The organism is Actinopolymorpha alba DSM 45243 (genome assembly GCF_000373925.1).
Classification (GTDB): Bacteria; Actinomycetota; Actinomycetes; order Propionibacteriales; family Actinopolymorphaceae; genus Actinopolymorpha; species Actinopolymorpha alba.
This window is the reverse complement of the sequence record NZ_KB892829.1, coordinates 1-12,878: the sequence shown is the minus strand read 5'-3', so window position 1 is coordinate 12,878 and position 12,878 is coordinate 1. Positions and strand designations below refer to the sequence as shown.

Annotated in this window: 14 protein-coding genes and 1 pseudogene; 7 read left to right on the top strand and 8 right to left on the bottom strand. The window is 65.4% G+C overall.

Features of this window, described 5'->3' with window-relative positions; translation table 11 throughout:
- The 6 genes and pseudogenes from B141_RS0137940 to B141_RS0137915 all read right to left on the bottom strand — a co-directional run.
- Nucleotides 1-200, bottom strand: a pseudogene (locus B141_RS0137940) (IS630 family transposase); the annotation flags it as partial.
- Nucleotides 201-410: 210 nt separating this feature from the next.
- The gene (locus tag B141_RS0137935) at nucleotides 411-1,427 is read right to left on the bottom strand and encodes a CU044_5270 family protein (RefSeq protein ID WP_063828716.1); all 1,017 of its coding nucleotides are present in this window, start codon (nucleotides 1,425-1,427) and stop codon (nucleotides 411-413) included.
- Between the two features lies 1 nt (nucleotide 1,428).
- Nucleotides 1,429-2,034, bottom strand: a complete 606-nt coding sequence (locus tag B141_RS0137930) for an RNA polymerase sigma factor (protein ID WP_020580390.1) — start codon at nucleotides 2,032-2,034, stop codon at nucleotides 1,429-1,431.
- A gap of 181 nt (nucleotides 2,035-2,215) precedes the next feature.
- Nucleotides 2,216-2,968: a DUF6585 family protein gene (locus B141_RS0137925; protein WP_020580389.1), complete on the bottom strand. Its 753-nt coding sequence runs from the start codon at nucleotides 2,966-2,968 to the stop codon at nucleotides 2,216-2,218.
- A 106-nt stretch (nucleotides 2,969-3,074) separates the two neighbouring features.
- Nucleotides 3,075-3,854, bottom strand: a complete 780-nt coding sequence (locus B141_RS0137920; protein WP_020580388.1) for a phytanoyl-CoA dioxygenase family protein — start codon at nucleotides 3,852-3,854, stop codon at nucleotides 3,075-3,077.
- Nucleotides 3,855-3,997: 143 nt separating this feature from the next.
- Nucleotides 3,998-4,438: an Lrp/AsnC family transcriptional regulator gene (locus B141_RS0137915; RefSeq protein ID WP_020580387.1), complete on the bottom strand. Its 441-nt coding sequence runs from the start codon at nucleotides 4,436-4,438 to the stop codon at nucleotides 3,998-4,000.
- A gap of 80 nt (nucleotides 4,439-4,518) precedes the next feature.
- On the opposite strand from B141_RS0137915, the gene B141_RS0137910 reads away from it, so the two are divergent.
- From B141_RS0137910 to B141_RS45095, 4 genes are all read left to right on the top strand, one after another.
- A complete protein-coding gene (locus tag B141_RS0137910) occupies nucleotides 4,519-5,274 on the top strand; it encodes an AzlC family ABC transporter permease (protein ID WP_040423389.1) in 756 nt (251 codons plus the stop codon).
- The gene (locus B141_RS0137905) at nucleotides 5,267-5,593 is read left to right on the top strand and encodes a branched-chain amino acid transporter permease (RefSeq protein ID WP_020580385.1); all 327 of its coding nucleotides are present in this window, start codon (nucleotides 5,267-5,269) and stop codon (nucleotides 5,591-5,593) included. Before B141_RS0137910 ends, B141_RS0137905 begins: the two co-directional genes overlap by 8 nt.
- 302 nt (nucleotides 5,594-5,895) lie before the next feature.
- Nucleotides 5,896-7,557: an ATP-binding cassette domain-containing protein gene (locus B141_RS45100; RefSeq protein WP_237742915.1), complete on the top strand. Its 1,662-nt coding sequence runs from the start codon at nucleotides 5,896-5,898 to the stop codon at nucleotides 7,555-7,557.
- Nucleotides 7,558-7,589: 32 nt separating this feature from the next.
- Nucleotides 7,590-9,332, top strand: a complete 1,743-nt coding sequence (locus tag B141_RS45095) for an ABC transporter ATP-binding protein (protein WP_237742914.1) — start codon at nucleotides 7,590-7,592, stop codon at nucleotides 9,330-9,332.
- On the opposite strand, the gene B141_RS50185 is transcribed toward B141_RS45095, so the two are convergent.
- Nucleotides 9,323-9,505 (bottom strand): hypothetical protein, encoded by a 183-nt coding sequence (locus B141_RS50185; RefSeq protein WP_157181608.1) that lies wholly within the window; start codon nucleotides 9,503-9,505, stop codon nucleotides 9,323-9,325. The genes B141_RS45095 and B141_RS50185 overlap by 10 nt on opposite strands.
- A 28-nt stretch (nucleotides 9,506-9,533) precedes the next feature.
- A complete protein-coding gene (locus B141_RS45090; protein ID WP_157181607.1) occupies nucleotides 9,534-10,559 on the bottom strand; it encodes a phosphotransferase enzyme family protein in 1,026 nt (341 codons plus the stop codon).
- A 108-nt stretch (nucleotides 10,560-10,667) separates the two neighbouring features.
- On the opposite strand from B141_RS45090, the gene B141_RS50180 reads away from it, so the two are divergent.
- From B141_RS50180 to B141_RS52630, 3 genes are all read left to right on the top strand, one after another.
- The gene (locus B141_RS50180; RefSeq protein ID WP_020580381.1) at nucleotides 10,668-11,588 is read left to right on the top strand and encodes a phosphotransferase; all 921 of its coding nucleotides are present in this window, start codon (nucleotides 10,668-10,670) and stop codon (nucleotides 11,586-11,588) included.
- A 101-nt stretch (nucleotides 11,589-11,689) separates the two neighbouring features.
- Nucleotides 11,690-12,034: a DUF222 domain-containing protein gene (locus B141_RS52635; protein WP_026257950.1), complete on the top strand. Its 345-nt coding sequence runs from the start codon at nucleotides 11,690-11,692 to the stop codon at nucleotides 12,032-12,034.
- 33 nt (nucleotides 12,035-12,067) lie between these two features.
- Nucleotides 12,068-12,878 (top strand): DUF222 domain-containing protein (locus B141_RS52630; protein WP_020580379.1); only part of this gene is annotated, 811 nt, incomplete at its 3' end.

The window sequence follows — 12,878 nt, the reverse complement described above, 5'->3', positions numbered from 1 at the left end:
CACTTACCCACCATCGGCCGTGACACCCCGAGCTGGTCGGCGACCTGGCTGTTGTCCAAACCCGACGCGCACGCCAGCACGATCCGCGACCGCAACGCCAACTGCTGCGAGGTCTTCCGGCGGCGAACCCACCCCTGCAACGTCGCCCGCTCCTCATCGGTCAACACCAGCTCAGCCTTCGGCCGTCCACGTTTCCCCATGCGCCAATCATGGCAACAGATCACAGCGCGCCCGACGACAAGAACACCCGAACACGCAAACAATTAGATAACGAATTAAAGGCGCGGGACACTAGTGTTTGGGCATGGATTCGACCTCGGCGGATGCGGGCCGGCAGATCTCGGTCCTGTTCGCCCGGAACGTAGAAGGGCGGGCCATCATTTCGATGGCCCGCCCCACACGACGCTCCGTTAGCCGCCGTTCACCACTGGCGCGCTGTCGGCGACGCTGACCTTCAGCAGCGCCGTCGCCGTCAGCACGCTGCCCACGGGTGCCTCTGCCTTGTCGGCATCGACAACAACGGTCCGTTGACCGAGGTACTGGTAGGTCTTCAAATCGAAGATGTACTCCTGCCGTTCGCCCGCCTCCGTGGACACCATGGCCACCGCCACGCCCTCACGGCCGGCGGCATCCTCGGACTTCTTGACGGTTTCGACACCGGGAATCGTCGCCGCCGCCCGGAACAGCGCGGCGCGCTGCGCGGCCGGCAGGTACCCCTCCGCGAGCATGCTGCCGACCCGATCCCAGGCTTCGTAGTCAGCCCTGGCACCGGGCTCCAGCTCCAGGTAAAGGTGCTTGCGCATCCCGGCCGTGTCGGTCGGCAGGCTACTCAGGTAGGCGTAGTCCGTCCGCAGATACTCGGCGCGTTGGTCGAAGTCCGCGAGCCGGTCCGGTCCCCGCGTACCCACTTCCTGCTTGGCCTCGGGAGGCAGCGGCCAGCCAGGGTAGGGCTTCGGTGGCAGGACCTCCATGAATAGGACCCCATCCAGGGAGGAACCATCCACCGGGAGCCAGACCGTACGCTTGCTGCGACTGAGAAAACGGGAGTGACCGTTCTCGTTGTTCGAGTCCACCGGATCCATCGTCTGCGACTCGAAGACGAGGAACTGGCCAGGTTTCGGGTGCAACTCCTCCTGCTTGCTCGTATTGTCGGCGGCGCGTTGGAGCGTCACGGCCGCCATGGAGTAGGGCTGGACGGTGGGAGTCTGCCCTGGGTCACCCGAGTCACCGTTCGTGATCACAACTCCCATGGTCACCGCGGCGGCGAGCCCGCTCGCCAGGCCCAACCCAAGGTTTACTCGGCGGCGCTGCCGACGGGCAGGGCGTGGCTGGCTGGAAGTGGCTATCTCGGCCAGCAGTCTGCGTTCTGCGGCGCCGGAGAGTTCTGGAGTGGGGATCTCCGAGCGCAGCCGATCGAGCTGAGTCATCTCATCCACGAACATGCACCTCACTAATAGACGATGTGGGATCGACTCCGCCGAGTTCCTTGCGCATTTTGTTTCGAGCCCGATTGACGCGTGAGCGCACAGTTCCGATCCGGACGCCCAGTGCCTGGGCGGCCTCCTGATAGCTGAGGCCGCCCCACGCCACCAGCAACAGCGCATCCCGGTGGCCCGCGGGCAAGCTCGCCAGCGCGGCCGCGAGACGCTGCCGTACGGACCTGGCGCTCAGCCGTTCGTCGCTGCGTTCGGTGAACGGGTCACTCACCGGATCGGTGCCGGTACGTTCGAGAACGCGCAGCTGATGCACCTCGATGCGCTTGTGCCGCGCGATCAGGTTGGTCGCGATGCCGTACAACCACGGACGTGCGCTCGACCGCGACAGGTCGTACCGCTCCCGCTGGCGGAACGCCGCCAGGAAGGTGTCGGCAACGACATCCTCGGCCGGGTCGGCCCCCAGCCGACGCGTGACGTACCGCTGGATCTCCGGTGCATGGCGACGGAACACCTCGGCAAACGCCTCAGGCTCTCGCCGGGCCCGCTCGATGAGAGCGGCGTCATCGACCTCCGTCGGGGTCCGGCTCGTATCGCTCATTCTCTGGCCTCTCGGCTTTTCGGTCAGGGACACCCCTTATTGCTCGCCTACGCACAAGTGGTTCCCACAACGGTGCAGAAATCTTCGCAGTGACCCGATGACCGCACGTGAAGGCGTGCCGAAGGGCGGCGCGCCGGAGCGTCACTCGCCCGTCCACCGACATCCCTGGATCAGTTCGGTATTACCGCCTCTGGTGCAGCGCGGTCATCCGGTTGATGACGGTCGTGAGGAGCAGGAAGTTCGGGATCGATGGGATGCTGACGCTCCATCCCGACACGATGAGTGTCCCGTTGTGCAAGCTGGCATTGACGTCGCTCCACGGAACGAACGCATCACCAGACGCGATCCCGTCTGCGGTCACAGTGAACGGATGCAGGTTCACCCTCTCGCCTGCCTCCAGCTGGGCAGTCACCCACGGCAGCCATCGGCGGGTCATCGCCTGACCAATCGCCGTGCTCAACTGCTGAACGTTGGTGAACTCCTTCAGGAGGACGCGCTTACCGTCGTTGCGATCGACGGTGAGTTCGTAATCCACGTTCGACAGGTTGTCCGCGAACGTCTTTGTGTACCGCTTTGCCTCCTGGTAGACGGCATCGATCTCCTCCCACGCGAACACCTCATCTCCGCGTGGTCCCCGATGAACGAAACCTCGCTCGTGGAGTAGGACCACCTCGCGCCTGTTCCGGACCGCGATGACAGTTCGCTCGATCATCATGCCGAACGCCGCGATCGCGAGTATTCCGGTCAACCCCACGTGCCACCATTCGTACTCTGTCTGGAGAATGCCCGCGGTGACGGCCCCGAGACCCGCGGCGGTGACCGCGAAGATCAACGCCCAGACCACCCGCACCTTCGTGGTTGCGGCGTAGGTCTGCACAAGGTTGCCCAGCTGGTGGTGGAGGACATCGTCCGGCGAGCTGTTGTTCTGAGGCATGTGAGCATCCTCGCGCCGTGTCCTGGTCGAACTTCTTGCAGAGATCTTAAGCGTGGCTCGCCCGCCGGTCCCGCCCGCGAGTCGTGCCGACCAGGCCCCTCGACTCCTATTCGAACGGCAGCGGCTCGTAGTTGGCGCCGTACGGCGCGTCCGGCCGTTCGAACTCCCCCATCAATGCTCGGCGCATAGGCGTCGTACGCTCCAGAAAGTCGTCCGCGTTGGCGAGTCGGTCGGCGGGCCGGACCCAGGGTGGACTGTAGACGTAGTGCGCCGTGTAGCGATCCTGATCGCCATCGTGGCGGAAGGTGCGATGCCAGACGCCGTTGTGGAACACGAGCACCGAGCCGATCGGCGCACAGATCACGTGGCCGATCGGCACATCTCCTCGTTGCGCGCGGACGTCGTCCGGTAGCGGCACCTGGCTGCGGTGGCTGCCCGGAATGAGCTCCATGTTGCCCGAGCCCGGCCTGCTCTGGTCGGTCAGGAGGTACGACACGCGCAGCTGGATGAGGGGGACCGGATATCCCACCTGGTTGAAGTTGTACGCGCTGGACCCATCCTGATGCCAGCCGCCAATCCCGCCACGCGCCGGCTGCATAGTGTTCCAGCTGGCCTGCAGGATGAACCTGTCGCCGAACAGTCCACGGATCTTGGGCAGCACGGCCGGATGGTCGATCAGCCGCTCCAGGCACGGCTCGACTTCGTACCCCCGACCAATCTGCCCGAACGCCCGCTCCCGCGCCGCGTGCAGGCGCTTCGATGCGTCGTAACACTCCTCGGCCTCCGCGGCCGAAAGTACGCCGGGGATCACCAGATATCCCCACGACTCGAATACGAAACGGTCCAGCTCGGTGAATTCTCCTGGTGCGACCTCAGGATTCAACATGCGGCGGCTGCTCCTCTCACGGCACCCGCGCCGGACGATTTTCCCGGCTGCCAAGCCACGATCCTCCACCCGTGGCGCCCGCGCCAGCGGCGTTCCGCGAACGGTCGCGAACCTCGGTGGCTGAAACCGGGCCGAGCCTCGGCCTACGGGGCCGGCTTGACGTTCTTCATCGTGAAGTGCGAGGTGATGCCCCGGACGCGCGGGATCGTCATGACGTGCTGGCTGAGAAAGGTCTCGTAGGCGGCCAGGTCGGCGACGGCCACGCGTACGAAGTAGTCGGGGGTGCCGAACAGCCGGCGCAGCTCCCTGACCTCCTCAGCTTGCGCCAGGGTCTGCTCGAAGCGTTCGACGGTCTCCGAGTCCTGGGCGTCGAGGGTGAGGTCGATCAGGACCTCGAAGGATCGGCCCACGGCGGTGGGATCGATGACGGCTCGGTAGCCGCGGATGACGCCGTCGGCCTCCAGCCGCTGGACGCGCCGCAGGCACGGCCCGGTGGTGAGCCCGACCCGGTGGGCCAGCTCCACGTTCGTCAGCCGCCCGTCGCGCTCCAGCTCAGCGATGATTGCTCGGTCTAGCGCATCCATACCCTAAACATTGCACGATCGGCCCCTGACCAAGCAATACTTGCAACCACATGGCGCGGGTTCTGCGAGACCATGGTCGGGTGCAGCACGACGTTCCGACCCAGCTGGCCGCCCCGGCTCCCGCCCGGGCACCGGCCACCCGGCGGCAGCAGATCACTGCGGGCGTACGCGATTCCTTCTCCGCGGGGCTGGGGATCTTCCCGCTGGGGATCGCCCTCGGCCTCCTGGTCCTCCAGGCCGGCCTGCCCTGGTGGCTCGCCCCCGCCCTGTCCATGTCGGCGTTCGCGGGCTCCCTGGAGTTGCTGCTGGTGGGCATGCTGGCCACCGTTACGCCGCTCGCCGCTGTCGCGGTGACCGTCCTGGTGGTCAACTTCCGGCACGTCTTCTACGCCTTCTCCTTCCCGCTCCACCTGGTCAAGAACCCGTTGGCGAAGGCGTACGCCGTCTACGCGATGATCGACGAGGCGTACGCCGTCAACGCCTCATTGCCCGCCGCGGAACGCTCGGCGCCCCGGCTGCTGGCGATGCAGATCGCCTGCCAGACCTACTGGGTCGGCGGCGGCCTGGTCGGCGTCGCCATCGGCTCGGCCCTGCCGGCGCCGATCAAGGGCCTCGAATTCGCCCTGTGTGCGCTGTTCACCACACTCACCCTGGACGCGTTCCGCTCGCGCCGCGAGATTCCCTCGGTGCTGCTCGCCGGGGCGAGCGTCGCCTTCGCTCTCGTTCTCACTCCAGGCGTCGCGATGTTCACCGCGCTGCTGCTGTTCGTCGGCCTGCTGCTGGCCCGCCACGCGCTCGCCGCCCGCCGATCCGCCCAGGAGGCCGCCGATGCCTAGCACCGCCTATCTCATCGCCGTCCTCGCGATCGTCTTCACCATCACCCTCGCCCTGCGCGCCGTCCCCTTCGCGGTGCTGCGCACGCTGCGCGACTCGGCGATCGTGCAGCGGCTGTCGGTGTGGATGCCGGTGGGCATACTCGCGATCCTTGCCGTGACCGCCCTGCACGGCACCATCGCCGCCGAACCCCGGGCGACGTTGTACGCACTGCTCGCGGTCGCTGTCACCGTAGGCACCCACCTCGCCTTCGGCCGCCGCACGATCCTGAGCGTCGGGATCGGCACCGCTGTCTATGTCCTCCTTGTCAACGCCTTCTAATCAGCGGCGAAACTCCTCGGTCATGAACCCGCTTTCAAAGTCGTTGGCCAGTGGCCACCGTCTACAGATACTTTCCTGGCATGACTTCAGGGCCGTCGCTCGAATCGCTTCGTCGCCTGGCTCTCTACGGTCGGCTGCTGTGGGCGTCGGCGCCAGCGCACTCGTTGGCCGCTCTGGGACTAGCTGTCGGCTCGGCCGGTGCCACGACCGCCGGGATTGTCGCTACCGGTCAGTTGATCGGTTCACTGCGAAACGCCCTGGACGAAGAGTCGTCGGCAAGCTCAAGCCCGGTTTGGTTCTGGTTGATCCTGACCGCTGGCACCCTGGTCGCCGGTCCGGTTCTGGCCGCCGCGATGTCGGCGCTGTCCCAGACAATTTCAGCTCGCTATCTTCGGGTTTTCTACGACCTGGCGATGGACGCGGGTACGGCTCCGCACGGGATCGCCCATCTGGAAGACGCTGCCGTCACCGGGCGCCTCCAGGCCGTGATCAGCGCCACCCGAGAATGGGACTTCACCGCGGGTGTGGAGCTCACCTGGTCAATCCTTCGTACTCGCCTCACGGCGGTCGGTTCTTTTCTTGTGCTCATGACCTGGCGGTGGTGGGCGCCATTCGTCGTGGCCGCTTCGTACGTCGCGCTTTCCCAGGTGTTTACCTGGTGGGTGAACAGGCAGCATGACAACGTGCTGGACGTCATGGGTGACCGGCGTCGCCGGGCGAGCTATCTACGTGGCCTACTGACCGGCGCCGCGGCCGCAAAAGAGGTACGGCTGTTCGGCTTGGCGGGATGGCTGCTGGAACGCTACTCGTCCACGTGGAAAGGCGCGATGGCGCTGGTCTGGCGTCATCGTCACCGCGGTCTTGGCTCCCTGATGGTGGCGGCCGTCTGCATGCTCGGCGCGAACGGCCTGGTCTTCGCTCTCCTTGCCCGCGACGCCTCGGCCGGGGTTGTGTCCCTTGCCGCGATCGTCACGCTGATGCAGGCAATCTTGGCGTTGGAAGCCTTTGGACCGCTCGGGGACGAGCAGATGGCATTCGGACGCTGCACCGCCGCGACATGGGAGCTTGGCCGCCTCCGCACTGAGCTAGGCCTGCGGGATATCGCGGGACCTTCGTCCACGGCACCGGCGTACATCTCAGACAACAACCCTGCGAGGTTGTCGACGGGCGCCGCGACGATCGAGCTTCGTGACGTGACCTTCACCTATCCAACCCGGCAGGAACCCACGTTCAGTCACCTTTCCCTGACTGTGCCGGCCGGACAGGCGCTCGCCGTGGTAGGCGAGAACGGCGTAGGAAAGTCGACGCTCATCAAGCTGATCTGCGGTTTGTACGCTCCCGACAATGGCACTGTCCGGATCGACAGCGGCGACCCCTCAGCTGATGACACTGTGCGGCGCAGAATCGCCGTGATCTTTCAGGATTTTGTCCGCTATCAACTTTCGCTACGGAGAAATATCGGGCTGGGCTCCGTCGCCCATCAAGACGATGACGGCATACTCTCCAAGGCACTGAACGACGCGGGTGGATCCGAACTCCTCGACCGCCTCGAACACCGCTGGGACACGATCCTGTCACCGGAGTACTCCGGAGGCACAGACCTGTCGGGCGGACAATGGCAGCGCGTCGCCCTCGCCCGCGCTCTGACCGCTGCCGCGGGCGATGCAGGGGTCATCGTGCTCGACGAACCCACAGCCGCACTGGACGTACGAGCCGAAGCGGCGTTGTTCGACCGGTTCCTCGAGGTGACAGGCGGATTGACCACCCTGCTGGTGAGCCACCGTCTCTCCAGCGTTCGGCATGCCGACCGGATCATCGTGCTCGGCCACGACGACCTCGGCAGCGGACGCATCATCGAGGACGGCACCCACGACGAGCTTCTGGCCCTCGGTGGCGCCTACGCGCGCATGTTCACGCTTCAGGCCACTCGCTTCGCCACGGCCGGAGGGGAGCCCACACCATGAAAGGCCTCCGCGGTATTGGCATCGTCCTGGCGATGGCATTTCGCGTCAGCCCAGGGCAAACAGCGGTCTGCCTCCTGGAGTCCGCCGGCAAGATCATCGGCTTGCTTCAGCCGCTCTACCTCGCGTGGTTCGCCGAGGGCGCCCTGCGACATGACACGCGGCAGATGGTGCTTGCCGTCATCGCCTTCACAGCATCGATTGGTCTCACGTGGATCTTCCAGCTGGCGGGCACGACAGCCCGGGTCGGCCAGATGGAACGCGTCGGATTCGCGTTCGACACCGAGATCGCCCGCATCACGGCAAGCATCAAAACGCTGGACCACCTGGAGTCTCCCCATTACCTGGACAGGCTTCAGATCCTGCGCGATCGACAGGAAGCTCTCGGCGGGGCCTTCAACATCGCACTGAACACGTTCAACAATCTGCTCGCCGTTGTCGGCACCCTCCTGCTCGCCTTGACCGCCGACCCACGGCTTCTGCTGCTAGCCCTCGCCGGCCTTCCCATGCTGGCGACTACCCGCTGGGTGAGTCGGTGGCAGGCTGCCGCCGAGCAGGCATCCGCTCAACCCGGTCGCCTCGCCAAACACCTGTTGGAGCTTGGCACCTCGCCCAGTTCGGGTGCCGAGCTACGGGTCTTCGGTATTCGAGCCACCATGCGCCGCGAACTCTCTGCCGCCGTGGCCGACTGGCGGGGCCCCGGTGCACGCCTGGCCGTTCGTACCAACCTTCTCGAAGGAGCCTGCGCCACCTTCTTCTATCTCACCGCGTCGGCGATCCTTGCCTGGATGGTGAGCGACGCGCTCAGCCGTACGCTTCCCATGGGCGCACTGGTCGTGGCGGTCATGCTGGTCGGACGCCTGCAAACCGCCGGCCAGACGGTGCAGTGGGCGATCATCAGCTTCACCCAGATTGCCCGCATCACCGGTAGCTTCCTTTGGCTGCGTGAGTACGAACACCAGGTCCGCACGGTGCACCGTGGCACGAGAGAGCCGCCGCCCCAACTCGGGGACGGGATCCGGCTGGAGCACCTGACTTTCAGCTATCCCGGCGGCGCGGCTCCGGCGATCCGCGATGTCAGCCTGCATCTCCCGGCCGGATCGGTGGTCGCCTTTGTCGGCGAGAATGGCGCCGGCAAGACAACCCTGGTCAAGCTCCTTACCGGCATGTATCAACCCACCTCCGGGCGCATCCTCCTTGACAACACTGATCTGGTTGACATCGATATCGACGCCTGGAGAGCCAGCACAGCCGGAGCGTTCCAGGACTACGCCAAACTGGAGCTCACCGCGCAGCAGACAGTCGGTGTCGGTGACGTGCCACGGCTTGACGACCGACAAGCTGTCCTTGACGCGCTCGGTATCGCCGGGAGCGAAGACGTTCTCCACACGCTCCCCCAAGGTCTCGACACCCAACTCGGCAGCTCGTGGCCGGCGGGTGTCGATCTTTCGGGCGGTCAGTGGCAACGCCTCGCGATCGCGCGCGGCATGATGCGTCCCGAGCCGCTCCTCCTTGTCCTCGACGAACCCACCGCAGCCCTCGACGCCAGCACGGAGCATCGCCTCTTCGAGCGCTACATCGCAGCGGCCGACGGGGCCAGGTCGCGAGGCGCCATCACGCTTCTGATCACCCACCGCTTCTCCACCGTCGCCGCCGCCGACCTCGTGGTGGTTCTCGACCATGGGACGATCGCCGAAGTCGGCACCCACCACCAACTGGTCGCGGCTCAGGGCCACTACTCCGAGCTTTATGCACTTCAGGCGCGTGGCTACCAATGATCCGCTGTCGACACCACGACGTCCCGCAACTCGAGCATGGCCAGGTCTGGACGAAGAGCCGACGGTGCAACCTCCGCTTGACACCAGCCACGCTTGAGTACGAGAGCGCTCGGGATGTCGGCAGCCTCGCGGGCAAGTACGCCGCGGACGTAAGCAAGCGGATCCTCGACCACTTACCATCGTACGAACGCGTCGTCGAGGTTAGTCACGGATCGCTCCAACTGTCCCGACGACATCCAACAACTCCCGGAAGCTCTCCATGCGAGCTGGATTCGCGAGCGAGCTCACCACCTCGCGCGCAGCGTGTTCTCGCATCTCAGCCGCCTGCTCGGTCTCGAGACTGAAAGCGGCTTGCGCGGCGACGTAGTTGATGAACCCAGCAAGGTTTCGACTGAAAGATTCGAGCCCAGTCAGCGACGCATAACCGCCAGCGCGACGATAGGCCGACACGATCTGGCGTACCCGGTCCGCGTCAACAACTCCGTCGTGGACACCCCAACAACAAAGGAGGGAGGCCAGCCCTCGATCTGGCAGGTCTGGGCCAGCGTCCTCCCAGTCGAGCAGGATGTAGTTGCCGGACCTGTCGATCAGGACATTCTGAGGCTGCAGGTCCATGTGGCTAAAGACCGCACCAGCTGGGTCAGCGGGGATCACCTGGCACGCCAAGGAACACAAAAGTGGAGTGCTTTCGGCAAACGTGTGAGCCCACGGCTGTTTCGCAGCCTCGCCCTGCGCCAGAAGGTCGTACCATCGCGCCGGCTCGGGCACCTGGTCGTACCAGGGATCAGGCGCCACACCATCACACGGATGGCGAAGGGAGTGGAGGAGCGCGAGAGTGCGTCCAACCCATTGTGGTACGTGAGGATCGTCAGGGCTGATCGTGCGACCGTCGACCCAGGAGAACATCCGCACCGGGGCCCCTCCGCACTCGGGTGGGAGCACGCAGACGTAACTTGCGTCATCCGTACGAAGGTTGGCCGGCGACACCACTCCGACACCGGCTGCCGCGTCACGGAAGGCGACCTCGCGCTTTACCGCGGACTCGTCGGCTCCCCAGAACATCTCTTTGACCGCGTAGGTGCCGCTGGCGGCCGAGAGACGCCAGATGCGGCCCATCGCGCCTCGAGCCACCGAGCTCAGCTGGCCGCTCCCGGAGCCCAACTGATACCGCTCGATCAGGTAGCTTGCTGTCTCCTGGCTGGGTATGAACCCGACGCGGTCTGGCATGAGCACAATCATGGCATCAACCGGTGCCGCCTCCGCCAACCCTTTTCCGGCAGTGACCGGATGCGGAAGGGGGGACATCAATCGGCAGGGAGAAAGGGTGACAGCGATATGAGTTCGGACGAAGCTCCGCTCGACGCGGACCAGATCCGTCGTCTGATAAGGAACGAATACCACCTCGGGCTTCCGCGCGGCAGCCGACTGATGCAAGCGGCCGGAAATGACACCTATGCTGTCGACATCGCTGGAACCCCTTATGTGTTGCGAGTCTACGGCCCGAAGAGGTGGCACATCTCCGGGCCGAACGACTACAGATTTGAGCTCGGCCTGCTCCGCCACCTACACGCCGAGGGTGTACCCGTCTCAGTGCCAATGCCGCGTCGTGACGGTGACCTGTTGGGTCAGCTCACCTCCCGCGGCGTACGACGTTGTTTCAGTCTGTTTTCGTGGGCGCCGGGCGTTCCTGGCCATACCGACGTCCTTAAGAAGCCACAGGCTTACCTGATCGGCCAGACGCTCGCGGAGATCCACCTGGCGGCCGATCGGTACCAACCCGAGCCCGGCCACAGCCGCTACACACTCGACGAGCACACCCTCCTGGACAGGTTTGTCGACGAGTTGGAGCCTTCTCTCCTTCAGGACGACCCGAGCGACGTCGCGTTCATCAGGAGCCAGGTCGCCGACATCAGTCGCCGCATCCGTGCCTTTGACCCCGGGCCCGGAGGCTGGGGAATCGTGCATGGCGATGTGCAGCCCCTCAATCACCACTTCACCGAAGACGGTCAGATCATCTGGTTCGACTTCGACCTGTGCGGCTACGGCTGGCGAACCTACGACATCGCCTACTACTACACCCGCATTCCTCAGTCCGTGAGAGCGCCCCTCATCGAGGGCTACGAGTCGGTCCGTCCGCTCAGCCGAGCGGAGCACGAGATGCTTCCCACGATCGGCAGACTTGCCTGGATCCGAGAAGGCCTGCGTTCCAAGGCCCTCGTCAAGCGGCTACACGAGCCGTACATGTCGTACGGGTAGCTGCCGCACGGGCAATGGGTCGGCTCAACTACCTCCGGACCTCCTTGTTCCGTTGGCTTTTCGGGACCGGCTTTGTCGGTGGTCGCCGCTAGTGTTCGGGTATGGATTCGACCTCGGCGGATGTGGGCCGGCACCGGTTCTCGGTGTTGGTGGAGCGGATACGTGCCCGTCTCGCTGAGGACTCGGGTGCGCTATTGTGGTCGACTCCTCACGAGGAGCTCACCGGCCTGCTCATGAACCTGGAAGCTTTGAAGGCCCAGATCGAGGCTATTCAGCTCCAGGTGATCCGCGAGGCCGACCGGCAGGACCTCGGCCGCACAGCCGGGGCGACCGGCACGGCCGCCTTGTTGTCGTCGCTGCTGCGGATGCGACCCGAGCACGCGCGGGCGGCGGTACGTCTGGCGAACGATCTGGACACTGCCTCCCGTTGGTGCAGCTTGCGTTGAACGCGGGCGAGATCAGCGATCGACCACGCTCGGGTGATCGCGAAAGCGATCCGCGACCTGCCGAAAGAAGCCGGACAGGAAACCAGGGCCGAGGCCGAACAGGTGCTGGTCGAACACGCTCGCGTGTTTGACCCCAAAGACCTTGCCGGGCTGGGCAGGGCGGTGTTGAACTCTGTCGACCCAGACCTGGCCGACAAGGTGCTTGCGAAGAAGCTCGCCGAAGAAGAGGCGAAGGCGGCCCGTCGGTGCGAGTTGTCGCTGTACGACGCCCCAGACGGATCCGGCACCCACATCCGCGGGAAGCTCGACCCGATCGCGGCGGACCGGTTCCGCACCGCCATCGAGCCACTCTCCAAACCACTTCCCACCACCGCGGACGGGCTGGACCCCCGAAGCGCCGCCCAACGCAGAGGCGAAGCGCTCGACGAACTCATCCGCCGCTACCTCAACGCAGGTGCCTCACCCTCCCAGGGTGGGGAGAAACCGCACATCGTCGTCACCATCACCGACGAAAACCTCGTCAACGGCACCGGACTCGGACGACTCCTCCGGACTGGGACCTACGTCTCCGCCCGCACCGTCCAGGAATGGGCATGCGACGCCAAGATCAGCTGGTTCGGCATCCGCGACGGCGAAGTCGCCCTCTCCGACGGCACCAGATTCTTCACCGGACGCCTCCGCAAACTGCTGGAACTACGAGACCGCGGCTGCGCGTTCCCCGGCTGCGACCGCCCACCCGCCTGGTGCCACGGCCACCACATTCGTTCCTGGCTCAACGGCGGACCCACCACCCTCGCCAACGGGGCACTGCTCTGCGGCTACCACCACCGCCTCATCCACCAAG

Excerpts from the sequence above, each read along its gene's own strand:
- B141_RS0137935 (WP_063828716.1), bottom strand. The coding sequence starts at position 1,427 with ATGACTCAGCTCGATCGGCTGCGCTCGGAGATCCCCACTCCAGAACTC.
- B141_RS0137930 (WP_020580390.1), bottom strand. The coding sequence starts at position 2,034 with ATGAGCGATACGAGCCGGACCCCGACGGAGGTCGATGACGCCGCTCTC.
- B141_RS0137925 (WP_020580389.1), bottom strand. The coding sequence starts at position 2,968 with ATGCCTCAGAACAACAGCTCGCCGGACGATGTCCTCCACCACCAGCTG.
- B141_RS0137920 (WP_020580388.1), bottom strand. The coding sequence starts at position 3,854 with ATGTTGAATCCTGAGGTCGCACCAGGAGAATTCACCGAGCTGGACCGT.
- B141_RS0137915 (WP_020580387.1), bottom strand. The coding sequence starts at position 4,438 with ATGGATGCGCTAGACCGAGCAATCATCGCTGAGCTGGAGCGCGACGGG.
- B141_RS0137905 (WP_020580385.1), top strand. The coding sequence starts at position 5,267 with ATGCCTAGCACCGCCTATCTCATCGCCGTCCTCGCGATCGTCTTCACC.
- B141_RS45095 (WP_237742914.1), top strand. The coding sequence starts at position 7,590 with ATGGCATTTCGCGTCAGCCCAGGGCAAACAGCGGTCTGCCTCCTGGAG.
- B141_RS45090 (WP_157181607.1), bottom strand. The coding sequence starts at position 10,559 with ATGCCAGACCGCGTCGGGTTCATACCCAGCCAGGAGACAGCAAGCTAC.
- B141_RS50180 (WP_020580381.1), top strand. The coding sequence starts at position 10,668 with ATGAGTTCGGACGAAGCTCCGCTCGACGCGGACCAGATCCGTCGTCTG.
- B141_RS52635 (WP_026257950.1), top strand. The coding sequence starts at position 11,690 with ATGGATTCGACCTCGGCGGATGTGGGCCGGCACCGGTTCTCGGTGTTG.